The organism is Actinomycetospora succinea (genome assembly GCF_004363095.1).
Taxonomy (GTDB): Bacteria; Actinomycetota; Actinomycetes; order Mycobacteriales; family Pseudonocardiaceae; genus Actinomycetospora; species Actinomycetospora succinea.
In genome coordinates this window covers 359,523-381,664 of sequence record NZ_SNYO01000001.1, presented here as the reverse complement: position 1 = coordinate 381,664, position 22,142 = coordinate 359,523, and the positions used below count along the sequence as shown (strand labels likewise).

Here is a 22,142-nt window from a genome sequence, read left to right as displayed (position 1 = left end):
CGCTAGGAGTTGAAGTCGACTTGAAGTCAAAGCCGTAGTCTGGTGACCGTGACCACCGACACGGACGCGCTGCTGAGCATCGGCGAGGTCAGCGAGCGCACGGGCCTGCCCACCCACACGCTGCGGTTCTACGAGCAGGAGGGCCTGTTCGCCGGGCCGGTGCGCCGGAACGCCGCGGGCCGGCGGATGTACTCCGAGGAGCAGGCGCACTGGGCACGGGTGTGCACGAAGCTGCGCTCGTCGGGCATGCCGCTGCCCGAGATCCACCGCTACGTGGCCCTCGTGCGCGAGGGCCCGGGCAACGAGAAGGAACGGTTCGCGATCCTGCGCGAGCACGAGAACAAGGTCGCCCAGCAGGTCGCCGACCTCCAGGAGGCCCTCGCGGTCATCCACACCAAGGTCGAGATCTACGAGGAGGCCCTCTCCGCGGGCACGGCCGACCAGCTCTGGCGCGACGGCCCCACCTGCGACTGACCCGTCAGGACGGCTGGTACGGCGGCGCGACGCCCCAGCCCCACCGCGGGACCGGCGCGTGCTCCACGACCTCGGCCCCGGACTGCGAGTTGCCCAGCGCCAGCCGGGTGCCCCACTCCACGTAGCCGACGAACGCGGCGCGGAACTCGGGGTCGTCGGGCAGGTCCGCGTCGTCGGCCGCCCGGCTCATGGTCTCGGCGAACCGCCGCCGCTGGTCCGGGGTGATCCCCAGATCGATGTGGTGGGCCAGCATCCGCTCGTAGCCGCCGAGCGTGGCCGTGTAGTCCGCGGGCCCGCCGAAGACCTCGATCCACCACAGCGTCACGTGCGCGCGGTGCGCCTCGTGGACCCCGCCGGGGAAGAGCGGGCTGAGGAGGTCGTCAGCCTCCACACGGTCGTAGAACGCGTCGATCAGGCGGCGGAACGCGTCCGAGCCGCCCGCCCACTCGTACAGCGTCGGCGTCACCGGCAACACTGTAATCACCGCATCAGGAGAAGACGAGCACGTCGTCGCCGACGGCCAGGTGCCCGAAGAACGCCGTCGCGTCGGGCGCCTCGAGGTGGATGCAGCCGTGCGACGACTCGGTGAGGCTGCCCTCGTGGAAGGCGATGCCGCCGGGTGCGAAGTAGACGGCGTGCGGCATCGGCTCGCCGTACTCGTGGGAGACCGCGTCGGCGTCCTTGCGCTGCACGTGGAAGAGGCCGGTCGGGGTGGCGGAGCTGGTCGGTCCGGGCGCACGGCGTCCGGTGTCGGCACCCGGGAGGAACGGCACCGGCCCGTAGACGACGTCACCGTCGCGCTGCAGCCAGCTCTGGTGGGTGCGCAGGTCGACGCACGCGCTGACCTGCGGCGGGCACGAGGCTTGGTCGGCGATGCCGGCCGGCGGGGCCGGCGCCGCGGCGGGAGGCGGGGCGGCGTGCGCGACCGGCCCGACGGTCCCCGAGCTCCCGTGGACGAGGACGGCCACGGCGGCCAGCGCGAGCCCGAGGACGGCGACGGCCGCGAGGGCGACCGGGCCTCCGCGGCGGGAGCGACCCCTGCGATGTGACGGCACCGCGACGAGTATGGCCCCGCCCGCGGCTACCCGAGCGTGAAGGGGTCCCGCGTGCCGCCGGTCAGCTCGACCCGGACGGCCTTGGTCTCGAGGTAGGCGTCGCCGCCGTGCACCCCGTGCTCGCGGCCGAGGCCGGTGGCGGTGCTGACGCAGACGCGGCAACAGCATGGTCGGGTACCCGCAGGTGCGGAGATCGGTCATGCTGTCGTCGTGCTCGACCCCACCGCGCTCTACCGCCTCCGGGACGGTGCGTACGCCACGGACCTGATCATCGCCGCGGTCTGCGACGACCTCTTCGCGTGGCTCGCGCGCCACGGTCCGGTGCCGGCGGCCGGGCTGCGCGAGGCCATGGGCTGGGCGGAGCGTCCGGCCGACGTGCTGCTCACCCTGTGCGCGGCGCACGGTCTGGTCGACCGCTTCGTGGAGGCCGACGACCTCGTCAGCGTCTCCGACCTCGCGCGCTGGCACCTCACCCACGAGACCTCGTTCGACCTGCGCCCGTACTTCGGCTCGCTGGCCGAACGCCCGGCCGTCGCCGAGTTCGCGGAGGTCCTGCGCACGGACCGGCCGGCGGCGTGGGCGAGCGCAGCGGGCGAACGGGACTGGTCGGGGCGCCTGGACGACCCGCGGTTCGCGCAGCGCATCACCGCCGCGATGGACGCGCGCGGCGCCTTCCTCGCCCCGTCGGTGGCCCGGGCGCTGCACGATCTCCCGATCGAGCGCCTCCTCGACGTCGGCGGGAGCTCCGGGATCTACGCGATGGCCCTGCTCGAGGACCGGCCGGCCGCGACGGCGACCGTGGTGGAGCGCCCGCCGGTGGACGAGGCGGCGCGCACCCTGCTCGCGGAACGCGGCGCCGGCGGGCGGATCGACGTGGTCACCGCGAACATGTTCGCGGACCCGTGGCCGCCGGGCTGCGACGTGCACCTGCTCTCCCAGGTCCTGCACGACTGGGACCTCGCCCGCGTCGAGCGGCTCGTCCAGCGGTCGTTCGACGCCCTGGCCCCCGGCGGGCGGCTGGTGGACGTCGACGCCCACGTCGACGGGCGCCGCACGGGTCCACGGCCGGTGGCCGAGTACTCGGCGCTGCTGATGCACTCGACGCCCGGGAAGTGCTGGTCGGTGACCGAGCTCGCCGACGTCGCGCGGCGGGCCGGGTTCGCCGGCGTCGAAGTGCGTGACTGCGCCGCCGACCGCTCCGCGCTCGTCTTCACGAAGCCGGCGTGACACCGGGCGGGACCTCGTGCGGCGCCTCCGCGTCGCGCAGCAGGCCAGTAGCCGGGTGGCAGTTGACGTACTCGTAGTACTGCTCGCTCGCGTCGAACACCGAGACCTCGTGGTAGAGCCGCAGCGTCGGGAACCGGCGGGCGAGGCTGACGAACGCGACGAAGACGCGCAGGTGGCTCGGGTGGGTCTCGGCCCACTGTTCGAGCTTGTCGAGCGAGCGCCAGTGCGAGATCGCGTAGGTCTTGTCGAGCGGCCGGCCGTCGAGGTCGACGTAGCGGACGTAGCGGTTGCTGTAGCAGCCGAGGCGCTGGCCGCGGTCGCGCAGGAAGTCCATCGCCTCGCGCAGCGCCGGCTCGACCTCGGTCTCGTAGAGCGCGTGCTCCTCCGGGTCCGCCTCCGACCAGTCCTGGCCCGAGCGGATGAGGGCGATGTTGTCGTGGCCGCGGACCACGACGCGCCCGCCGAGCGCCGGGTCGCCCGTCGCCGAGAGGCCGCCCTCGGGGCGCATCCGGTCGGTCTGCGAGAGCGGGATGCGGTCGCGCATGGAGCCCCAGTACGCGTGCTCCTCGATCTCGTCGCTGACACCGTCCATGACCCCGCCCACCCCGGGGAGCCGGTCGGTGAACGGGTAGAGCGTCTCGAACTGGTCGGCGCGCGGGGAGACGATCTCGCGGAAGAACCCGAGGTCCCCGGTGCGGCGCTCGTCGGCGTCCCACCACGCGGCGATCTCGGGCCGGGCGAGCCAGCGCCCGTAGGTCTCGGGGTCGCGCCAGTACCCGACGGCGATCAGGTTGTCGTAGCCGGCGGCATCGCGGTGGTGGGTCGTGTCCCACGCGCCGGGGCCGTCGGGGCGCCCGAAGTCGTCGACGAGGTGCCGCAGGCCGGCGAAGGCCTCCTCGCGGTGCTCCTCGCCGCGGTACTGCACGCCGAAGTAGCCCATCACGACCGCTGTGACGTCCTCGCCCGCACGGGCCACCCACACCGGGAACGGCGGCCGGTAGTCCTCCCCCGCCCTCCGGGACAGCGTGCGGGGGCACTGCAGGTGGGTGTCGATCGCGGACTCCATGGGTGCCTCCCGAGATAGGTACCGCGCGGCGAACGACGGGGATTCTCTCCCGACGCGGGGCCCGGACGCCCGCTCCTAGCGTCGTCGCAGGCCACGAGGCCGACGAAGAGCTACCGAGGAGAACGACATGGCCACCTTCCTGATCGAGCGGACCATCCCGGGCGCGTCCGACCTGTCGAGCGAGCAGCTCGCGGAGATCGCGACGACCTCCAACGACGTCGTGGACTCCCTCGGCGTCCCGTACACCTGGAGCCACAGCTACGTGGCCGGCGACAAGTTCTACTGCGTGCACCAGACCGACGACGCCGACTCGGTGCGCGAGCACGCCCGCCGCGGCGGCTTCCCGGCCGACCTCGTGGTCGAGGTCGCCGCGACCATCGGCCCGGCCACGGCGGACGACTGACCCTGTGGCCGACGTCACCCGATCGGACGTCGCCGCCGTGGGCGCGACCGGGCCGGGGCTTCCGCCCCGCGTCCACGTCGCGGCCACGGCGCGGCGGCCGAAGCTGCGGTCCGCCACAGCCTCCCGACGGCCCGCAGGCACCGGCGTGGCACCCCTACCTTGGTCGTGACCAGGGCCGATGTGCGTCGCCCCCCGGCGTGCCCCGGCCCTGGTCCCTCACCCCACGACGAGGAGGTCCCCCTGGTGTCCGTGTCCGCGAGCGGATCGGCCGAGCTGCCCGGGCTCGCCGATCTCGCCGCCCTGCTGAGCGACCGCTCGCTCGACGACGCCGCCCTGGCGGCGCGCAGCGACGAGGCGCCCGAGACCCCGGTGCTGCCCGGTGTCTCGGTGCTCAAGATCGGCGGCCAGAGCCTCATGGACCGGGGGCGCACCGCGGTGCTCCCTCTGGTCGACGAGATCGTCGCCGCCACGCAGCGGCACAAGCTCCTGATCGGCACCGGCGGCGGCACCCGCGCCCGCCACGCCTACGCGCTCGCCGCCGAGCTGGGCCTGCCCACCGGCGTGCTCTCCGAGATCGGCTCGGCGGTCGCCGGCCAGAACGCCACCATGCTGGGCTACCTGCTCGCGAAGCACGGCATCCCGGTCGTCGAGGCCAACGCCTTCGGCACGCTGCCGCTGCGCCTCGCGGAGGTCGGCGCGGCGGTCTTCCCGGGCATGCCGCCCTACGGCATGTGGCAGCGTGTCCCGCACGAGGGCGTCATCCCGCCCTACCGCACCGACGCCGGCTGCTACCTCGTCGCCGAGACCTACGCCTGCCAGCAGATGATCTTCATCAAGGACGAGGACGGTCTGTTCACCGCGAACCCGAAGAGCGACCCCGGGGCCACCTTCATCCCCGAGATCACCGTCGACGAGCTGCTCGCCCGCAACCTGCCCGACCTCGTGCTCGAGCGCGGCATGCTCGAGCTGCTGCAGAACGCCCGCCACGTCCGGTCCGTCCAGGTCGTCAACGGCCTCGTGCCCGGCAACGTCACCCGCGCCCTCGCCGGCGAGCACGTCGGCACGATCATCTCTGCCGGAGGCTCGCAGTGACCCCCGATGACCGCCAGGGCCGGGACGTCGAGTCCGCCTTCGTCCGCCAGACCCTGCTCGACCCCGAGCTGGTCCGTTCCGCCGAGCCCGACGACGTCGCGCCGATCCGGCTGCTGCCGTGGCTCGAGGTCGTCGTCCTGGGCGGGTCGACGATCGTGGACCGCGGCCGCGACGTCCTGCTCCCGCTCGTCGAGGAGATCCGCTCCCTGCTCCCCGAGCACCGGATGCTGCTGCTGACCGGCGCCGGCATCCGCGCGCGCCACGTCCTCGGGGTCGGCCTCGACCTCGGGCTGCCCGCCGGCGCGCTCGCCGGGCTGGCGGCCACCGAGGCCGAGCAGAACGGCCGACTCGTCGCCTCGCTGCTGGCGGCCGAGGGCGTGTCCTACCTGCCGCACCAGACCGTGGCGGGCCAGCTGCCCGTGCACCTCGCCGCCGCCAACGCCGCGGTCTCCAACGGCTACCCGCCCTACGGCGTCCACGAGTTCCCGGCCACCGCCGGGCGCCTGCCCGTGCACCGCACCGACACCGGCGCGCTGCTGCTCGCCGACGCGTTCGGGGCGTCGCGGCTGGTCTACGTCCGCGACGCCGCGGCGCTCGCCGGCCTGCCCGACGAGGTCTCCGCGAAGGAGCTGCTCTCCCGCGGCGGCGACCTCCCGATCGACCGGCTGACCCTCGAGCGGCTCGGCCTCGCGCGTCACGTCACGTCGCTGACCCTCGTCGACGGGACCACCCGCGGCGCGCTGACCGGCGCGCTGGCCGGCCAGGGCGGCGTCACCGTCACCGCGGTGTGATTCCGGGGAACGGCGGCCTGTCCGGCTGACAGACCGTGCCCGGGGGCGGCGTCACCAGGTCGACGAGGTAGCGCTCCCGGGCCGCGTCGACGCACGCGCCGGGGTCCTGGTAGGTCGGGTGGCCGTAGCCGTCCTGGACGAGCAGGACGGCGTTCCCGAGCCGCTGCTGCGTGGCCTCCGCGTTGCGGATGCCGGTCGCCGGGTCCCACCGGTTGTTGATCAGCAGGACGGGGGCCTGGGTGCGGGCGTTCCACGGCCCGGCGTAGCGGTCGTCGCTGCGCCCGGGCCACCCGGAGGCGCACGGTCCCCAGAGCCACCACCCGTTGACCGCTCCCCACAGCGCGCTGCTGCGCGCGAACTCCGGGACCACCGTCGGCCACGCCGTGACCGGCTGCTGCGCGGGCCCGTCGAGGCACGAGATCGCCGACGACGTGACGCTCGACCGGTAGCCCTCGGGCGACTGGTACTGCTGCGCCGAGGTCTCCAGCGCCGAGGCGTCGCCGGTGGCGGCCGCGTCGAGGTCCGTCGCGAACTGCGGCCACATCTCGGGGACGCGCAGCGGGGTGAAGGTGGAGACCAGCAGGTCGCCGTAGGTGAGCTCGCCGCGCGGTGTCGCGGTCGGCGCCGGGATCGGCCCCTGCCGGGCGCGGTCGAACAGGGCGGCGACGCGCTGGTCGACGGTCTCGGGGCCGCGCGCGAGCGCGCAGCCGGTGGGCCCGGCCTGCTGGCACAGCTCCCGGAACCGCGCGAACACCTCGTCGGTGTGTGCGACGTCGCCGACGGTCCGCGCCTCGGCGCCCTCGGTGTACTCGACCGCGTCGATGAGCCCGTCGAGCATCACCGCGCGCACGCGGTCGGGGAACATGTTCACGTAGGTCTGGCCGATCATCGTCCCGTAGGACAGGCCGACGTAGGTGATCTGCGGGTCGCCGACGGCGGCGCGCAGCGCGTCCAGGTCGCGGGCGGTGTCGGCCGTCGAGACGTGGTCCAGCAGCTCACCGCTGACCTCGCCGCAGCGCCGCGCCAGGTCGGTGGTGCGCTGAGCGTAGGCCTGCGACTCGGCGTCGGTGGCCGGGACGCTCACGCCCGCCCAGAACCGCGCCTGCTCCTCGGGCGAGGTGAAGCACTCGACCGGCGAGCTGTCGTTCGTCCCGCGCGGGTCCCACCCGACGACGTCGAAGCGACCCCCGCCCCACCGGTCGAAGTCCGAGCCGCCGCCCGCCACCAGCTCGACGCCGCTCTGCCCGGGTCCGCCGGGGTTCACGAACATCGACCCGAGGCGCTCGGCCGGCTTGCTCGCCTGCCGGCGCATCACGGCCAGCTCGATCTGCCGGCCCTGCGGCGCGTTCCAGTCGAGCGGGACCGGCAGGCGCGCGCACTGCAGCGCGGGGTCCTGGTCCGAAGGCGGTGCGCAGGGTCCCCAGGCGATGCCGGGGCCGGGGGTCGGGCCCGTCACGGGCGTGGCCGGGCTCGCGAGGGTGGCCGGGGCCGCACCGGCCTGCTGTGTCGCGGAGGAGCAGGCGGCCGCCAGGAGAGCGGCGCACAGCGCGACGGCGACCGCACGGAACACACTCAGCGTCATGCACGACCACCCGTTCGAGGGACAAGTCGCGCCACGCTACTGGGTAGGTATCACGCTGTGCAGCTAGTGCTGTCGCCTATCGGACAGCTTCCGGCTCGTCGCTGACGCCCAGCCGCAGGTGCTGGACGTGGTTGATCGCCTCGGTCAGCAGGCGCGCCACGTGCCGGTCGAAGAGGCGGTAGGAGATCTGCTTGCCCTGCCGGGTGCCGACGACGAACCCGAGCTGGCGCAGCACGCGCAGCTGGTGGGACACCGCGGACTGCTCCATCCCGACGGCGGCGGCCAGGTCGCCGACCGAGCTGGGTCCGTCGGCGAGGTGCAGCAGGATGCGCAACCGGCTCGGCGTGCTCAGCGCGCTCAGGGTCTCGGCGATGCCCTCGACGGGGACCTCGGTGCCGGCGCGCAGCGTGGCGAGCAACGACGTCTCCCCCGGCGTCCCGTGGCCCACACGCAGGACTCTACCGAGCGGACACCTCAGGACCTGCTGAACCGACCACATATGAACGCGTGCTCACGTGAGCTAGCGTGCAGGACATGGTGATCGGTTCGTGGTGGCGGAGCGTCGTCCGCCTGTCGGAGGCGCGGTGGGCCCTCGCGTCGCTGGCGTTCTTCGCCGTGGCGGCGCTCGCGCAGGTGATCGACGCGCCGGCCTGGCTCTGGGGGCCGCTCTACGCCGCCTGCTACCTCAGCGGCGGCTGGGAGCCCGCGCTGTCCGGCCTGCGGGCGCTGCGGGAGCGGACGCTCGACGTCGACCTGCTGATGATCGTCGCCGCGGTGGGCGCCGCCGCCATCGGCCAGGTCCTCGACGGCGGCCTGCTGATCGTCATCTTCGCCACCTCCGGGGCGCTCGAGGCCTGGGCCACCGAGCGCACCGAGTCGTCGGTCCGGGGCCTGCTCGAGCTGGCGCCGGAGCGAGCGTGCCGGGTGCTCCCGTCCGGCGAGGAGGTCGTCGACGTCGCCGACCTGCGGGTCGGCGACGAGGTCCTCGTGCGCCCCGGCGAGACGATCAGCGCCGACGGGGCCGTGGTCGACGGGGCCGGCGAGGTCGACCAGGCGAGCATCACCGGCGAGCCGCTGCCGGTGGCCAAGGCGGCGGGTGACGAGGTCTACGCCGGCACCATCAACGGCACCGGCGCCCTGCGCGTGCGGGTCGGGCGCGAGGCGGGCGAGTCGGTCGTCGCGCGCATCGCGGTGCTGGTCGAGCAGGCGTCGGCGACGAAGGCCCGCACGCAGCGCTTCGTCGAGACGATCGAGCAGCGCTACTCGGTCGGCGTCGTCGTGGCCACCGTGGCGATCTTCGCGATCCCGCTGTGGTTCGGTGAGGACCTGCAGGGCGCGCTGCTGCGGGCGATGACGTTCATGATCGTCGCCTCGCCCTGCGCGGTGGTGCTCGCGACGATGCCGCCCCTGCTCGCGGCGATCGCGACGGCGGGCCGGCACGGCGTGCTGGTCAAGTCCGCGCGGGTCATGGAGGACCTCGCAGGAGTCGACGCCGTCGCGCTGGACAAGACCGGGACGCTCACCGAGGGCCGCCCGGAGCTCGCGTCGGTGCGCGGTGACGAGGCCGTGCTCGGCGTGGCCGCGGCCGCGGAACGGCCCAGCGAGCACCCGCTCGCGCGGGCGGTGGTGGCCGCGGCGCGGGCGCGGGGCCTGCGCGTTCCCGACGACGTCACCGACTTCGCCGCCGAGCCCGGGCGCGGGGTGCGCGCCGTGGTCGAGGGCCGGGTCGTGCGGGTGGGGAGCCCGGCGCTGCTGGGCGACGACGGCGTGCGGGGTCTCGTCGACGATGTCGAGGCCGAGGGGCACACCGCCGTCGTCGTCCTCGTCGACGACCGCCCCCGCGCCGTCCTCGCGCTCACCGACGCCCTGCGCCCCGGCGCCCGCGCGGCCGTCGCGGACCTGGCCGCGCGCACCACCGACGCCCCGGTGCTCCTGACCGGCGACAACCCGCGGACCGCGTCCCGGACCGGCGAGGCCGTCGGCATCGCCGATCGCCGGGCCGAACTGCTGCCCGCCGACAAGGTCGCCGCGATCGAGGACCGCCAGGCCGCCGGGCGCCGCGTGATGACCGTCGGAGACGGGATCAACGACGCCCCGGCCCTCGCCGCGGCCCACGTCGGCGTCGCGATGGGCCGCGCCGGGGCCGACCTGACCCTGCAGGCCGCCGACGTGGTGGTGGTCCGCGACGACCTCGCCACCCTGCCCGCGCTGATCGACCTCGCCCGCCGGGCCCGCCGCGTGGTCGTCGCGAACCTGGTGATCGCCGGGACGATCATCACCGGCCTCGTCGTCTGGGACCTCGCCGGCACGCTCCCCCTGCCCCTCGGGGTCGCCGGGCACGAGGGCTCGACGGTGCTCGTCGGCCTCAACGGGCTGCGCCTCCTGTGGTCGGGCGCGTGGTCGCCGCGGTCCGCTCCCGCCGCGCACACCGACCAGCCCGTCGGAGCTGCCACGTAGACGGAGCGACCGGTGTTCTGCAGGACATGGCGCCCACGACGACCGACGTCCCTGCCCTGCCCGCGCTGGACGGCCTCGACTGGACGAGCATCGGCACCGCCCTCGACCGCGACGGCTACGCGACGACCGGACGGCTGCTCGACCCGGAGCAGTGCGCGGAGATGATCGACCTGTTCGACCGTGACGAGGTCTTCCGGTCGACCGTCGAGATGGCCCGGCTCTCGTTCGGCGAGGGCCGATACCGCTACTTCGCCGACCCGCTGCCGCCGCTCGTGCAGACGCTCCGGGAGCGCCTGTACCCCGGGCTGGCGGGCGTCGCGAACCGCTGGGCCGACGTGCTCGGCGAGGACGGCTGGCCCGCCGAGCACCCCGACCTCGTCGAGCGCTGCGCCGCCGCCGGCCAGCACAAGCCGACGCCGCTCGTGCTGCGCTACGGCCCGACCGGCTACAACTGCCTGCACCAGGACGTCTACGGCGACCTGACCTTCCCGCTGCAGCTCCTGATCATGCTGAACACGCCGGACGTCGACTTCACCGGCGGCGAGAGCGTGTTCGTCGAGCAGCGCCCGCGCCAGCAGTCGCGGCCGATGGTCGTGCGCCCGGGCCTCGGCGAGGGCGTCGTCTTCCCCGTCCGGTACCGCCCGAAGCAGGGTGCGCGCGGGTACCACCGCGTCCAGATGCGCCACGGCGTCTCGGCGGTGCACACGGGTCAGCGCCACGTCCTCGGCGTGATCTTCCACAACGCTCGCTGAGACCCCGGCTGATGCGATCCCGCCTCACGGGTCCAGCGCGTCGAGGCCCGTCTCCGTCACGTGGCGCAGCGCGTCGAGACCCGCCGCGATGGTCGGCAGTTCCTGCGAGCCCGCGCGGACGGCCGCGATGACCCGGCGGGTCGGCACCGGCGGGGTGGTGATCGGGAGGCGCCGGGTGTCGTGGTGCGCGGGCAGGTCGGCGAGGCGCGGGACGAGCGCGACGCCGAAGCCGCGCGCGACGAGGGCGGCGCCGGTGTCCCACTCGTCGGCGTGGTGCGCGATGTCCGGGGCGAAGCCCGCCTGGGAGCAGGCCAGCGTGACGAGCTGGTGGTAGGCGCGGCCGGTGTTGCCGCAGACCCACGGGTCGGCGGCGAGGTCGCTGAGCGCCACGACGTCGGCGTCGAGCAGGGGGTGGCCGGGGCCGACGAGGACGTCGAGCGGCTCGTCGAACAGGGCGTGCTGGTCGAACGCCGGGTCGGACGCGGGCGGGATGCTCGGCGTCGCGACGACGACGGCGAGGTCGACGTCCTCGGCGGCGAGGAGATCGAACGAGCGCGCCGGCTCGGTCTCGCGCAGGCGCGCGCGTAGCTGGGGGTGCTCGCGGCGCAGGTGCTCGAGGACCCGGGGCACCACGACGGCCGCCGCGCTCGAGAACGCCGCGAAGCGCAGCGTCCCCCCGACCGCCCCCGCGCGGTGGGCCGCGAGGTCGGCCCGCGCCTGCTCCCACTGCGCGGTGAGCGTCTCGCCGTGCTCGAGCAGCGTGTGCGCCGCCGGCGTGAGCCGCACGCCCCTCCCGACGGGCTCGAGGAGCGGCACGGCGAGCTCCCGGGCGAGCGCCTGCATCTGGTGCGAGACCGCCGACGGCGTCAGCCGGCAGACCTCCGCGGCGGCCGTGACGGTGCCGTGCCGGGCGATCGCCGCGAGCACCCGCAGACGCCGATCAATCATGCAACCAACGTACAAGATCATAGGTTCGACGTTTCGATGGACGTGGACGGAATCCGGCTCCCACACTGCGGTCACGCACCGCGTCACCGCCGCCGCGTGCCCACGAACCACCAAGAGAACCGAGGGTTTCCGCCTCGGCACCGGGAGTCAGAAGATGTCCTACCGCGCGATCGTCGTCGGCCTCGGCGGGCTGGGTTCGGCGACGCTCTACCGCCTCGCCGCGGACCTCGGCCCCGGCGTCCTGGGCCTCGAGCAGTTCGAGCTCGGGCACGCCCGCGGCGCGTCCCAGGACCACTCGCGCATCATCCGCCTCGCCCAGCACCAGGAGGAGTACGCGGCCCTCGCGGAGCCCGCGTACAAGGCGTGGCACGAGGTCGAGGCGCAGGCGTGCCAGCAGATCATCACCCGCACCGGCGGGCTGGTGATCGAGGACCGCGTCGAGCGGGCCGGCATCGCGTCCGGCAACCGCAACATCGAGGGCTACACCGCGATGTTCGACCGGTTCGGCGTCGCCTACGAGCGCCTCGACGCCGACGAGCTGGTCGCGCGCTGGCCGCAGTTCGCGCTGGCGGGCGGCGAGCAGGCCCTCTACCAGCCCGACTCGGGCATCGTCGACGCCGCGCGGGCCAACGCCGTGCACCGCGCGCTCGCCCGCGCCCACGGCGCCGAGATCCGGGCGAACACCCCCGTGCGCGCGATCCGCCCCGACGGCGAGGGCGTCGCGGTCGTCACCGACGGCGGCGTGCTGCGCGCCGACCGCGTCGTCGTCACCAGCGACGCCTGGACCAATCAGGTGCTCGCCGAGACCGGCACGGCGCTGCCCCTGACGGTGCTGCAGGAGCAGGTCACCTACTACGCCACCCCGCACCTGGCGGAGTTCTCGCCGTCCCGCTTCCCGATCTTCATGTGGCACGGGCGCCACAACTTCTACGGCTTCCCGGTCTACGGCGAGGTCGCCACCAAGCTCGGCCAGCACATGGGCGGCCACGAGACCACCGCCGACGACCGCACGTTCGAGCCCGACCCGGTGCGCCGGGAGCGCTACGCGGCGTTCCTCGACCGGCACGTCCCGCGCTTCGGCGGGCCGGAGCTCTACACGAAGACCTGCCTCTACACCGTCCCGCCGGACCAGAACTTCGTGCTCGACACCCTCCCCGAGCACCCGCAGATCGTCGTCGCCAACGGCGCGGGCCACGCGTTCAAGTTCGCCGCCCTGATCGGGCAGCTGCTCGCGGAGCTCGCCGTCGGCCACACCCCGTCCCAGCCGATCGGGAGCTTCTCGATCACCCGCCCCGCCCTGACCGACCCGAGCTACCCGCGGAGCTTCCATGTCTGAGACGACCCTGCCGAAGGGCACGCCGGCGACCCCGGCCACCCTCCCGGCGCGTCCCGTCGACCCGGCCACCTACACCGACGAGGCCACCTACGCCGCGACCCGGCTGCCCGTCGAGCTCGCGGCGACCCTGCTGCCCGACGCCTACTCCGCGCCCGAGTTCTTCGCGCTCGAGCAGCAGAAGGTGTTCGCCTCGGGCTGGGTCGCGGTCGGGCTCGCCGCCGACGTCGACCGGCACGGCGCGTGCATCGTCGTCGACGTCGCCGGCCGCTCGGTGATCGTCACGCGCAACCGCCACGGCGCCCTGCGGGCGTTCCACAACGTCTGCCGCCACCGCGCGACGAAGCTGCTCGCGAACGACGCCCGCGAGGTCGGGCACCGCGGGCGCATCCGCTGCCCGTACCACTCGTGGACCTACGACACCGACGGCACGTGCCTCGGCACGCCGCTGTTCGAGGGCTCCGACGTCCCGGCCGGCGAGGAGTCGATCTTCGACACCTCCGTCGCCAAGGGCTTCGACAAGGCCGACTACGGGCTGATCGACGTGGCCGTCGACACGTGGGGCCTGTTCCTGTTCGTCAACCTCGACGCGGACGCCTCCCCGCTGGCGACGCACCTGGGCGACCTGCCGACCCGGTTCGCCGACTACCGCCTCGACGAGTGGGTGCCGCAGCGCCGGCTCACCTACGACATCAACGCGAACTACAAGCTCGTCGGCGAGAACTTCATGGAGTACTACCACCTGCCCTGGGTGCACCCGGAGCTCAACCAGGTCTCCAAGTTCTCCGACCACTACCGGTGGCAGGGGCCCGGGATGTACACGGGCATGTGCACGACGCCGGTGTCGCGCAACTCCGACGCCGGCGGGTGGGACGGCCTGCGCCCCCTGAGCACGCTCGGCGCGCAGGACGCCGACGCCGGCCGGTTCGTCTGGCTGTTCCCCTCGACCGCGCTCGTCGTGCTCCCGAACCACGCGTTCGTGCTGTTCAACCGCCCGGTCGCCGCGAACCGCACCGTGGAGACCGCGGTGCTGCTCGCGCACCCCGAGTCGCTCGAGGCCCCCGATGCCGAGGACGGCATCGAGCAGCTCGCCAAGTTCTGGGACCTCGTGAACCGCCAGGACATCGAGATCGTCGAGCGGGTCCAGGAGGGCATCGAGAACCCGGCCTACCGGGGCGGGCGCATGTGCTTCCGGTTCGAGGAGCCGCTGCACCGCTTCCAGAACATGGTGATCGACAAGGTCGTCGGCGTCGACCGCGTGCCGGGCGGTGACGAGGACACGATGACCCGCATGTTCCCGGACCCGTGACCGCACTCGTCGAGTCGGCCCACTTCCTCGGCGGCGAGCACGTGGCGGCCCGCGCCGGCCGCACCATCGCCGTCGAGGACCCGTCGACGGGCGAGACGATCGCCGCGATCGCGCGCGGCGACGCCGGCGACGTGGACCGCGCGGTGGCCGCTGCACACACCGCCGCACGGCGCACGCGCCGGACCACACCGGCCGACCGGGCCCGCATGCTGCGGGCCCTGGCCGCCGCGCTGGACGCCGACCGCGAGGAGTTCGCCCGCCTCGAGACCCTCGACACCGGCAAGCCGCTCTCGCTCGCCCGCGGCGAGATCGCCGGGTGCGTCGGCTACCTCGACTACTACGCGGGCGCGGCCGACAAGCTGCACGGCGAGACGATCCCGCTCGGCCCCGGCTCGCTGGCCTGGACCGTGCGGGAACCGGTCGGGGTCACCGCGCACATCGTCCCGTGGAACGCGCCGTGCTCGATGCTGTGCCGCAGCCTCGCCCCGGCGCTCGCCGCCGGGAACACCGCGGTGGTCAAGCCCGCCGAGCAGACCCCGCTGACCGCGCTGCGGTTCGCCGGGCTCGCCGAGGCGGCCGGGTTCCCGCCGGGCACCGTCAACGTCGTGACCGGGCTCGGCGCCGAGGCCGGGCACGCCCTGGCGGCGCACCCCGGCATCGGCTCGCTGACGTTCACCGGCTCGGTCGCCACCGGGCGGGCGGTGCTGCGGGCGGCCGCCGAGCACATCACCCCGGTGGTCACCGAGCTCGGCGGCAAGTCGCCGCAGATCGTCTTCGCCGACGCCGACCTCGACCACGTCGCCGCCCAGGTCGTCATGGGCTTCACGACGAACACCGGCCAGTACTGCGACGCCGGCACGCGGCTGCTCGTCGAGCGCGCGGTGCAGGAGGAGCTGGTCGAGCGCATCGTCGCGCGGACCGCGGCGCTGACGATCGGGCGCGGCATCGACGACCCCGACCTCGGTCCGCTCGTCTCCGCCGAGCACCACCGGCGCGTCACCGGCTACGTCGAGGTCGGGCGGCAGGAGGGGGCGCGCGTCGCGGACCGCCCGCGCGAGCTCCCCGACGCGGGGTACTTCCTCGCCCCGACGACCTTCGTCGACGTCACCCCGGACATGCGCATCGCCCGGGAGGAGATCTTCGGGCCGGTGCTCGCCGTGCTGCCGTTCGACGGCGAGGACCAGGCGATCGCCCTGGCCGACGACACCGACTACGGCCTCGGCACCGGCATCCACACCCGCGACATCGACCGCGCGCTGCGCGTGGCCGACCGGGTCGACGCCGGCTACATCATGATCAACGAGTACTGGGGCGGCGGGCCGGGCGTCCCGTTCGGCGGCACCAAGCACAGCGGCACCGGCCGCGAGCGCGGGCTGGTCGCCCTCGAGAGCTACGTGAAGCTCAAGACCGTCGTCGCGCGCGTCGCCCCCCACCCCCCGTCGAACCAGGAAGGTACCCCGTGAGCACGAACACCGCGGACGTCGTCGTCATCGGCGGCGGCCTCGAGGGCTGCGCCGCCGCGTGGGCGCTGACCGGCCGCGGCGTCACCGACGTCGTGATCGTCGAGCGGGCGACCGTCGGCTCGGGCGGCACCGGCAAGTCGTCGGGCGTCGTGCGCAGCCACTACGGCGTCTCGTCGCTGGCGGCGATGGCCGCGAGCAGCCTGCAGACCTTCGAGGACGCCCCGCTCGTGCTCGGCGCCGACGTCGGCTTCCACCAGACCGGCTACGTCGTCGGCGTCGGCCCGGAGAACGTCGAGGCCTTCGCCGCCTCGCTCGACGCCCAGCGCGCCGTCGGGGTGAAGACCGAGGACATCGACCGCCGCGAGGTGCAGGAGCTCTGGCCGGTCGCCGACCTCGAGCCGTTCGGGGCCTTCGCCTACGAGCCGCGCGGCGGGTACGGCGACGCCTACCAGACCGCGCAGGCCTTCGCGGGCGCCGCGCGCCGCGCCGGGGCCCGGCTGCGCCAGGGCACGACGGTCACCGCGATCCGCACGGCGGGCGAGCGCGTCACCGGCGTCGAGCTCGCCGACGGCTCGGTGATCGCGGCCGGCACCGTCGTGCTCGCCGCCGGCCCGTGGTCGGTGCCGCTGCTGGGGGCGCACGGGATCGAGCTGCCGCTGACCCCGCACCGCGAGCAGATCGTGCTCGTCGACCCCGGCCAGCCGCTCGGGCCGGTGCCGGTGTTCTCGGACCTGGTCTCGCTGCAGTACATCCGGCCCGAGGGCTCGGGACAGCTGCTGTTCGGCAACTCGGACCTCTCGGTGCTCGAGCCGGCCGACCCGGACCGCTACTCGAACCAGGCCACACCGGAGGCCGTCGACGTCGCCGTCGAGAAGGTCGGCACGCGCCTGCCCGGGCTCACGGATCCGGCGATCGCGTCCACGTACGCCGGGTGCTACGACGTCACGCCGGACTTCAATCCCGTGATCTCCCGGACCGGGCTCGAGGGCCTGGTCGTCGCCGCCGGGTTCTCCGGGCACGGCCACAAGATCTCGCCCGCGGTCGGACGGCTGGTCGCCGACCTCGTCGTCGACGGGACGAGCTCGGACCCCGACATCCCCGCGGAGGACTTCCGCCTCACCCGCTTCGCCGAGGGGGCGCTGCTCACCAGCCCGCACCCGTACGTCGGCGCCGGCCAGATGCGCTGACGGAGGCGCCCACCATGGACATGATCATCCACGAGCGTCGCGACGAGGCCGACGGCGTCGTGTCCCTGACGCTGGGGTGTGCCCGGGGCGGCGAGCTGCCGGCGTGGGCGCCCGGGGCGCACGTCGACGTGCACCTCGGCCCGGAGCTGGTCCGCCAGTACTCGCTGTGCTCCGACCCCGCCGACCGGCAGCGCTGGCGCCTCGGCGTGCTGCGCGAGCCGGTGAGCCGCGGCGGCTCCGAGTACGTCTTCGACAAGCTGCACGGCGGCGACATCGTCACCCTCGGCGAGCCGCGCAACCACTTCGCGCTCGAGCCCGCCGCGCGCTACGTCTTCGTCGCCGGGGGCATCGGGATCACGCCGATCCTGCCGATGATCGCCGCGGCCGAGGCGGCGGGCGCCGAGTGGACGCTGCTCTACGGCGGGCGCTCGCGCTCGTCGATGGCGTTCACCGACGAGCTCGCGGCCTACGACGACCGCGTGACGATCGCGCCGCAGGACGAGGTCGGGCTGCTCGACCTCACGGGCCTGCTCGCCACCCCGCGGCGCGACACGCTCGTCTACGCCTGCGGGCCGGAGCCGATGCTCTGCGCCGTCGACTCCTTCATGGCCGGCTGGCCCGCGGGCAGCCTGCGCGTGGAGCGCTTCGCGCCGAAGACGCTCGAGGACACCGGCACCGAGACCTTCGAGGTCGAGTTCGCCGCCAGCGGCGTGGTCGCGACCGTGCCGCCGGACCGCTCCGTCCTCACCGTCGCCGAGGAGGCCGGGATCCCGGCGCTCTGGTCGTGCCGCGAGGGCACCTGCGGGACGTGCGAGACGCCGCTGCTCGCCGGCCGCGCCGAGCACCGCGACTCGGTGCTGACCGACGAGGAGAAGGCCTAGCAGAACACGGTGTTCATCTGCGTCTCGCGCGCCGAGCAGGGGTGCGCGCGGCTCACGCTCGATCTCTGAGGGCCTCGACCCCCGCCAGCTCGCCGGGCGCGGTCGGGCGCCCGCAGGCGGTGAGGAGCAGCGCGAGCGCGGGACCGCGCACCTCCGGGCCCTCGCCCAGGGCCAGGTCGGCGTCGCTCGCGACGAGCCGGACGCGCGCCACGAGCTCCTTCGCGCCGCCGAACGACGCCGGGGTCCGCGCCTGGAGCCGCACGGCGCGGGCGACGGCGTCGGGCGGGTAGGCGCGCGGCAGGCCCAGGGGGCGGCGGACGTCCTCGCCGTGCACGATCTCCTCGACCAGCCGGGAGTCCAGCGGCGCCGGAGGCGTCGTGCGGCGGGGTGCCGCCGCGCGGAGCCGTTCCAGGGTCACCGCCGGGGTGACGCCGCGCTCGCGGGCCACGCCGCGCGCGTTCTGGCGGTCGAAGTCGAACCCGGCGCGGGCGAGCCCGACGACGAAGCCGACCCGGGTCGTCCGCGCGGTGTCGACGAGGTGCGCGACGACGTCGTGCACCGTCCAGCCCGGGCACGGCGACGGCTCGTCCCACCGGCGATGGTCGCTGCGCTCCAGGTCGTCGATCAGCGCCGCGCGCTCCGCGTGCACCAGCGACCAGACGTCGTCCACGGTTCCTCCTCGTCGTCGTGCCCGTCGGAGGTGTGACGGCCCGGGACCGCGGGACTCATCGCTCAGGCGGAGCCGCCGTAGGCGGGGTGGGTCACGGTGTCGCGCTGCTCGACGAGCCGGCGCGCGTCCTCCGGTGCCCGGCCCCGCGCGGCCTCGGCGACCGCACGGCCGGTGGCCTCGCGGGCGGCGCGGCACACGGCGTCCTCGTCGGAGGCGTCCGCGTCGATCCACAGGGACACGAAGACGAGCGTCTCCTGGTCGGCCGCGACGAGGTCGGCGGCCACGGCGTCGAGGACCCCCCGCGCGATCCCGACCTGGCAGGCGCCGAAGACGAGGCTCTCGAGCTGCGGGGTGTCGGCGGGGATCTTGTTCAGCATGAGCGTCGGCGGGAGCAGCGTCTCGTAGGACGGCTGGTCCGGCCCGAGGCTGATGAGGATCGGCGCGAACCCCGCCGACGGGGCCGCGAACGTCGTCGTCAGCGCGGCGGCCGTCGCCGACCCGCGCTCGGCGAGCACGACGTTGACGTGCACCCCGTCGGGCGGCGCGCCGCCCCAGCCCTGGCTGATGCGTCCGTCGAGTCCCGGCATGACGTCCTCCCCTTCAGATCCGGGCCGCTTCAGACCCTCGCCGCCGCGAGCAGCGGCACCACGTGCTCGTCCCCCGTCAGCGAACCGTGCTGGCCCGGCAGACGCGAGAGCAGGCGCTCGCCCTCGGTGCGCACCACGGCGGCGGTGCCCCGCAGGGCGGCGACGACGTCGGGCACGCGCGGGCGCACCGGGTCGTCCAGCGCGCCGAACCACCCGCGCTCGAGGACCTCCGCGCCGGGCAGCACCCACGCGTCCTCGCCGAGCACGCCCCGCCACGTGGCGAGCACGTCGTCGGCGGCGCCGTCCTCGGCGTAGACGAGGCGGGCGCGCGGGTCGCCGCCGACCAGCGCGACGCCGGCCCGCAGGTCCGGGTCGGTGTCGGCGTCGTAGCGGCGGTCGACGGTGACCATGCCGTGGTCGCCGGTGACCGCGAGCAGGGTGCCGGCGGGGAGCTCGGCGACGAGCTGCTCGACGAGCCGGTCGATCTGGCGCAGCTGCCAGCGCCAGGCCGTCGAGCCGGGTCCGTGCAGGTGGCCGAGCTGGTCGAGGTCGGCGTGGTAGGCGTACACGAGCTGCGGACCCGGGCGCCCGAGGGCGTCGAGGAGCTCGGCGGCGAGGTCGCCGAACGCGCCGACCCCGCGGTAGTCCGCGCCCCGCAGCGCCGAGCGGGTCAGCCCCGACTCCCGGAACGCGCGGGCCGAGACGACGGTGGCGCCGACGTCGCGGGCGGCGGCGCGCTCGAAGACCGTGGGGTGGGGCTGGACGGTCTCGGGCGGGAGCGCCTCGAGCGTCCGGTCGGCGTTGCCGGCGTCGCTGGTCCAGGTCAGCGAGTCGAGCAGGGTGCCGTCCACGCGGAACCGGATCCCGAGCGTGCCGTGGGTGCCCGGCGGCAGGCCGGTGCCCAGCGAGGTCACGCTGATCGAGGTGCTGCTCGGGAAGCCGACGAGCAGGGGTCCGTGGTCGGCCATCGACGCCAGGAACGGGGCATCGCTCGCGTGCTCGTGCAGCAGGCGGTGTCCCAGCCCGTCGACGAGCAGCAGCGCGGCCGCGCGGACCGGCGGGAGACCCAGGCGCTGCGGGCCCCCGGTCACCGCGTCCAGCAGCGCCGGCATGACGTCGTGCAGACCGGGGCGGGCGGGGTCGGGCAGGACGAGCTCGGCGGCCTCCACGCCGGGCATTCTGTCGCGCGTCGACGCTGGGTGCTGGCAAGCACACAGCGCGCCGAATACGTAGGGCCGTTCGAGTGATGACTACTGGCGTTGTCCGCCACCCACTGTCACCGTCGGGACTCTCGGTGACCGAAGGAGGCCCACCATGAGCATCGACACCGCGACCCGCACGGTCATCACCACCGCTCCCGCGCGCGCCCGGGGACACGTCCACGACCGCACGTGCTTCTGGGACGTCCTCGCGTGCCGCTGGGCGGGCCCGGCACACCCGGACCTCGCCCGCCCCGCCGACGTGCCCGCGCCGCGGCGCTCGCCGGAGGACTGACGAGGCCTTGATCGCTCCGGGTGCTCCTCCGACCACGTGTCAGGGGGTCGACGGAGCACCGGGAGCGATCATGGGGTGCCGGGCCTTCCCGGAACTCCGCCCGCCTGTCCGGCGGCTGCGCTAGCGTCGATGACGTGACCGCGACGCGCCCGGTCGATCCCGGACCCGAGCCGCCACATCCGCTCGCGCCGGGCGCCCAACCGGCGGCGATCGCTGACGCCCTGTGGTCCGAGGACCGACGTCGGTTTCTGGAGTCCTACGACCGCGAGTTGGCCCGCGCGCGGTCGACGCTCGACCTCACGTCGCTGTTCACGATGCTCGAGCAGTGGCGCGGACTGGCGGCGATGCAGTCGCGCCCGGAGCAGTACCGGCGCAACCTGCGCAAGGCCGCCGAGCTGATCACCGGCGAGCCGAGCCCGGAGGACGAACCGATCCAGGTCACCCGGGCCAAGGCCGGCGCGTAGGCACACTCACGCCGCGACGGCGCCCGTTCCGGCGCGACGGCGCAGGAAGTCGCTGATGATCGGGGCGACGTCGTCGAGGTGGCTCTCGAGCAGGAAGTGGCCGCCGTCGAGCAGGTGCACCTCGGCGTCCGGGGCGTCGTCCAGGAACGCCCGGGCACCGGCGGGGCCGAAGATCTCGTCGTGGCGGCCCCAGACCGCGAGCACCGGCACGCGGGTCTCGCGCAGCATCGCGTGCAGCGCCGGGTAGAGCGGCGGGTTGCTCACGTAGTCGGCGAACAGGCGCAGCTGGACGCGGTCGTTGCCCGGCCGGGAGACCAGCGCGTGGTCGTGGTGCCACGTGTCGGGGCTGACGACCTCGGCGTCGGGCACGCCGTGCGTGTACTGCCAGCGGATCGCCTCGAGGGACAGCGCCGGCCGGACGCCCGCCTCGTTCTCCGGGGTCTGCTCGCGGCCCCACGCCCACACCGGCGCCCAGAAGTCCTCGACGAAGCCGGCGTCGTAGCCGTTGCCGTTCTGGCTGACGATCGCGGTGATCGCCTCGGGGTCCCGGATCGCGAGCCGCCACCCGACGGGCGCGCCGTAGTCCTGCACGTAGATCGCGTAGCGGGTGACGCCGAGGCCCGCGAGGAGCTCTGCGGTCAGGTCGGCGAGCGCGTCGAAGGAGTAGGCGAACTCGTCGACATCCGGGGCGTCGGAGAGCCCGAAGCCGAGGTGGTCGGGGGCGATCACCCGGTGGTCGCGGGCCAGGCGCGGGATCAGGTCGCGGAACATGAACGAGCTCGTCGGGAAACCGTGCAGCAGCACGATCACCGGGTCGTCCGGCGACCCGGCCTCGCGGTAGAAGAGCTGGTGCCCGCGGACGGAGGCGTAGCGGTGGCGGATCACGTCTAACCTCTCAAGCGACGAT

At 74.5% G+C, this 22,142-nt stretch carries 24 protein-coding genes; 14 read left to right on the top strand and 10 right to left on the bottom strand.

Annotated features, from left to right (window positions below):
• The first annotated feature begins 48 nt into the window (after positions 1 to 48).
• Positions 49 to 474, top strand: a complete 426-nt coding sequence (locus tag EV188_RS01860) for a MerR family transcriptional regulator (RefSeq protein WP_243741412.1) — start codon at positions 49 to 51, stop codon at positions 472 to 474.
• 4 nt (positions 475 to 478) lie between these two features.
• On the opposite strand, the gene EV188_RS01855 is transcribed toward EV188_RS01860, so the two are convergent.
• Together EV188_RS01855 and EV188_RS01850 are read right to left on the bottom strand one after the other, a co-directional pair.
• Complete coding sequence (locus EV188_RS01855; RefSeq protein WP_243741410.1) at positions 479 to 940, bottom strand: group II truncated hemoglobin; 462 nt, start codon at positions 938 to 940, stop codon at positions 479 to 481.
• A gap of 22 nt (positions 941 to 962) precedes the next feature.
• Entirely contained in the window at positions 963 to 1,529 is a 567-nt protein-coding gene (locus tag EV188_RS01850) for a L,D-transpeptidase (RefSeq protein WP_133824527.1), read from the bottom strand.
• A 210-nt stretch (positions 1,530 to 1,739) separates the two neighbouring features.
• Here EV188_RS01850 and EV188_RS01845 point away from each other — a divergent pair, with 210 nt between their 5' ends.
• Positions 1,740 to 2,756, top strand: coding sequence for a methyltransferase (locus EV188_RS01845; RefSeq protein WP_133824526.1), 1,017 nt, complete (start codon positions 1,740 to 1,742; stop codon positions 2,754 to 2,756).
• Here the strand turns inward: EV188_RS01845 and oxdA are convergent.
• The gene (gene oxdA, locus EV188_RS01840; RefSeq protein ID WP_133824525.1) at positions 2,740 to 3,822 is read right to left on the bottom strand and encodes an aliphatic aldoxime dehydratase; all 1,083 of its coding nucleotides are present in this window, start codon (positions 3,820 to 3,822) and stop codon (positions 2,740 to 2,742) included. The two genes, EV188_RS01845 and oxdA, sit on opposite strands and share 17 nt — an antisense overlap.
• Before the next feature lie 127 nt (positions 3,823 to 3,949).
• Here oxdA and EV188_RS01835 point away from each other — a divergent pair, with 127 nt between their 5' ends.
• The 3 genes from EV188_RS01835 (at position 3,950) to EV188_RS01825 (ending at position 6,108) form a co-directional block, all read left to right on the top strand.
• Positions 3,950 to 4,225 (top strand): DUF4242 domain-containing protein, encoded by a 276-nt coding sequence (locus EV188_RS01835; RefSeq protein ID WP_133824524.1) that lies wholly within the window; start codon positions 3,950 to 3,952, stop codon positions 4,223 to 4,225.
• Positions 4,226 to 4,468: 243 nt separating this feature from the next.
• Positions 4,469 to 5,317, top strand: a complete 849-nt coding sequence (locus EV188_RS01830) for an amino acid kinase family protein (RefSeq protein ID WP_243741408.1) — start codon at positions 4,469 to 4,471, stop codon at positions 5,315 to 5,317.
• Positions 5,314 to 6,108, top strand: coding sequence for an amino acid kinase family protein (locus EV188_RS01825; RefSeq protein ID WP_133824523.1), 795 nt, complete (start codon positions 5,314 to 5,316; stop codon positions 6,106 to 6,108). The genes EV188_RS01830 and EV188_RS01825 overlap by 4 nt, the downstream gene beginning before the upstream one ends.
• On the opposite strand, the gene EV188_RS01820 is transcribed toward EV188_RS01825, so the two are convergent.
• Entirely contained in the window at positions 6,095 to 7,690 is a 1,596-nt protein-coding gene (locus tag EV188_RS01820) for an alpha/beta hydrolase (protein ID WP_133824522.1), read from the bottom strand. The two genes, EV188_RS01825 and EV188_RS01820, sit on opposite strands and share 14 nt — an antisense overlap.
• Positions 7,691 to 7,766: 76 nt before the next feature.
• Positions 7,767 to 8,138, bottom strand: a complete 372-nt coding sequence (locus EV188_RS01815; protein ID WP_424922901.1) for an ArsR/SmtB family transcription factor — start codon at positions 8,136 to 8,138, stop codon at positions 7,767 to 7,769.
• Positions 8,139 to 8,224: 86 nt separating this feature from the next.
• On the opposite strand from EV188_RS01815, the gene EV188_RS01810 reads away from it, so the two are divergent.
• A complete protein-coding gene (locus tag EV188_RS01810) occupies positions 8,225 to 10,147 on the top strand; it encodes a heavy metal translocating P-type ATPase (RefSeq protein WP_133824520.1) in 1,923 nt (640 codons plus the stop codon).
• A gap of 26 nt (positions 10,148 to 10,173) precedes the next feature.
• Positions 10,174 to 10,899: a 2OG-Fe(II) oxygenase gene (locus tag EV188_RS01805; protein WP_133824519.1), complete on the top strand. Its 726-nt coding sequence runs from the start codon at positions 10,174 to 10,176 to the stop codon at positions 10,897 to 10,899.
• 24 nt (positions 10,900 to 10,923) lie between these two features.
• Here the strand turns inward: EV188_RS01805 and EV188_RS01800 are convergent, their stop codons facing one another.
• A complete protein-coding gene (locus EV188_RS01800; RefSeq protein WP_133824518.1) occupies positions 10,924 to 11,847 on the bottom strand; it encodes a LysR family transcriptional regulator in 924 nt (307 codons plus the stop codon).
• A gap of 154 nt (positions 11,848 to 12,001) precedes the next feature.
• On the opposite strand from EV188_RS01800, the gene solA reads away from it, so the two are divergent.
• The 5 genes from solA to EV188_RS01775 are packed head-to-tail and all read left to right on the top strand — an operon-like array spanning position 12,002 to position 18,020.
• Positions 12,002 to 13,183: an N-methyl-L-tryptophan oxidase gene (solA, locus tag EV188_RS01795; protein WP_133824517.1), complete on the top strand. Its 1,182-nt coding sequence runs from the start codon at positions 12,002 to 12,004 to the stop codon at positions 13,181 to 13,183.
• A complete protein-coding gene (locus EV188_RS01790) occupies positions 13,176 to 14,489 on the top strand; it encodes an aromatic ring-hydroxylating oxygenase subunit alpha (protein ID WP_133824516.1) in 1,314 nt (437 codons plus the stop codon). The genes solA and EV188_RS01790 overlap by 8 nt, the downstream gene beginning before the upstream one ends.
• Entirely contained in the window at positions 14,486 to 15,952 is a 1,467-nt protein-coding gene (locus tag EV188_RS01785; RefSeq protein WP_133824515.1) for an aldehyde dehydrogenase family protein, read from the top strand. The genes EV188_RS01790 and EV188_RS01785 overlap by 4 nt, the downstream gene beginning before the upstream one ends.
• A complete protein-coding gene (locus tag EV188_RS01780) occupies positions 15,949 to 17,139 on the top strand; it encodes an NAD(P)/FAD-dependent oxidoreductase (protein ID WP_133824514.1) in 1,191 nt (396 codons plus the stop codon). The genes EV188_RS01785 and EV188_RS01780 overlap by 4 nt, the downstream gene beginning before the upstream one ends.
• A gap of 14 nt (positions 17,140 to 17,153) precedes the next feature.
• Positions 17,154 to 18,020: a PDR/VanB family oxidoreductase gene (locus EV188_RS01775; protein ID WP_166659671.1), complete on the top strand. Its 867-nt coding sequence runs from the start codon at positions 17,154 to 17,156 to the stop codon at positions 18,018 to 18,020.
• Between the two features lie 52 nt (positions 18,021 to 18,072).
• Here the strand turns inward: EV188_RS01775 and EV188_RS01770 are convergent, their stop codons facing one another.
• The 3 genes from EV188_RS01770 to EV188_RS01760 all read right to left on the bottom strand — a co-directional run bounded on the left by EV188_RS01770 (position 18,073) and on the right by EV188_RS01760 (position 20,389).
• Positions 18,073 to 18,690 carry a maleylpyruvate isomerase family mycothiol-dependent enzyme gene (locus EV188_RS01770; protein WP_133824513.1) on the bottom strand — a complete coding sequence of 206 codons (618 nt, stop codon included), beginning with the start codon at positions 18,688 to 18,690 and terminating at the stop codon, positions 18,073 to 18,075.
• Between the two features lie 62 nt (positions 18,691 to 18,752).
• Complete coding sequence (locus EV188_RS01765) at positions 18,753 to 19,277, bottom strand: formaldehyde-activating enzyme (RefSeq protein WP_133824512.1); 525 nt, start codon at positions 19,275 to 19,277, stop codon at positions 18,753 to 18,755.
• A 29-nt stretch (positions 19,278 to 19,306) separates the two neighbouring features.
• Positions 19,307 to 20,389 (bottom strand): alkaline phosphatase family protein, encoded by a 1,083-nt coding sequence (locus EV188_RS01760; RefSeq protein ID WP_243741510.1) that lies wholly within the window; start codon positions 20,387 to 20,389, stop codon positions 19,307 to 19,309.
• A 202-nt stretch (positions 20,390 to 20,591) separates the two neighbouring features.
• On the opposite strand from EV188_RS01760, the gene EV188_RS01755 reads away from it, so the two are divergent.
• Both EV188_RS01755 and EV188_RS01750 read left to right on the top strand, forming a co-directional pair.
• On the top strand, positions 20,592 to 20,771 hold the full coding sequence (locus EV188_RS01755) for a hypothetical protein (protein WP_133824510.1): 180 nt from the start codon (positions 20,592 to 20,594) through the stop codon (positions 20,769 to 20,771).
• A gap of 134 nt (positions 20,772 to 20,905) precedes the next feature.
• Positions 20,906 to 21,235 carry a DUF6247 family protein gene (locus EV188_RS01750; protein ID WP_133824509.1) on the top strand — a complete coding sequence of 110 codons (330 nt, stop codon included), beginning with the start codon at positions 20,906 to 20,908 and terminating at the stop codon, positions 21,233 to 21,235.
• 6 nt (positions 21,236 to 21,241) lie between these two features.
• On the opposite strand, the gene EV188_RS01745 is transcribed toward EV188_RS01750, so the two are convergent.
• Positions 21,242 to 22,117 (bottom strand): alpha/beta fold hydrolase, encoded by an 876-nt coding sequence (locus tag EV188_RS01745; protein ID WP_208114006.1) that lies wholly within the window; start codon positions 22,115 to 22,117, stop codon positions 21,242 to 21,244.
• Positions 22,118 to 22,142: the final 25 nt, after the last annotated feature.

What these genes read in the sequence shown, in the direction of transcription:
- EV188_RS01800 (WP_133824518.1), bottom strand. Translation starts at nt 11,847, where the DNA reads ATGATTGATCGGCGTCTGCGGGTGCTCGCGGCGATCGCCCGGCACGGC.
- EV188_RS01775 (WP_166659671.1), top strand. Translation starts at nt 17,154, where the DNA reads ATGGACATGATCATCCACGAGCGTCGCGACGAGGCCGACGGCGTCGTG.
- EV188_RS01790 (WP_133824516.1), top strand. Translation starts at nt 13,176, where the DNA reads ATGTCTGAGACGACCCTGCCGAAGGGCACGCCGGCGACCCCGGCCACC.
- EV188_RS01820 (WP_133824522.1), bottom strand. Translation starts at nt 7,690, where the DNA reads ATGACGCTGAGTGTGTTCCGTGCGGTCGCCGTCGCGCTGTGCGCCGCT.
- oxdA (WP_133824525.1), bottom strand. Translation starts at nt 3,822, where the DNA reads ATGGAGTCCGCGATCGACACCCACCTGCAGTGCCCCCGCACGCTGTCC.
- EV188_RS01760 (WP_243741510.1), bottom strand. Translation starts at nt 20,389, where the DNA reads ATGCCGGCGCTGCTGGACGCGGTGACCGGGGGCCCGCAGCGCCTGGGT.
- solA (WP_133824517.1), top strand. Translation starts at nt 12,002, where the DNA reads ATGTCCTACCGCGCGATCGTCGTCGGCCTCGGCGGGCTGGGTTCGGCG.
- EV188_RS01765 (WP_133824512.1), bottom strand. Translation starts at nt 19,277, where the DNA reads ATGCCGGGACTCGACGGACGCATCAGCCAGGGCTGGGGCGGCGCGCCG.
- EV188_RS01805 (WP_133824519.1), top strand. Translation starts at nt 10,174, where the DNA reads ATGGCGCCCACGACGACCGACGTCCCTGCCCTGCCCGCGCTGGACGGC.
- EV188_RS01755 (WP_133824510.1), top strand. Translation starts at nt 20,592, where the DNA reads ATGAGCATCGACACCGCGACCCGCACGGTCATCACCACCGCTCCCGCG.
- EV188_RS01810 (WP_133824520.1), top strand. Translation starts at nt 8,225, where the DNA reads ATGGTGATCGGTTCGTGGTGGCGGAGCGTCGTCCGCCTGTCGGAGGCG.
- EV188_RS01835 (WP_133824524.1), top strand. Translation starts at nt 3,950, where the DNA reads ATGGCCACCTTCCTGATCGAGCGGACCATCCCGGGCGCGTCCGACCTG.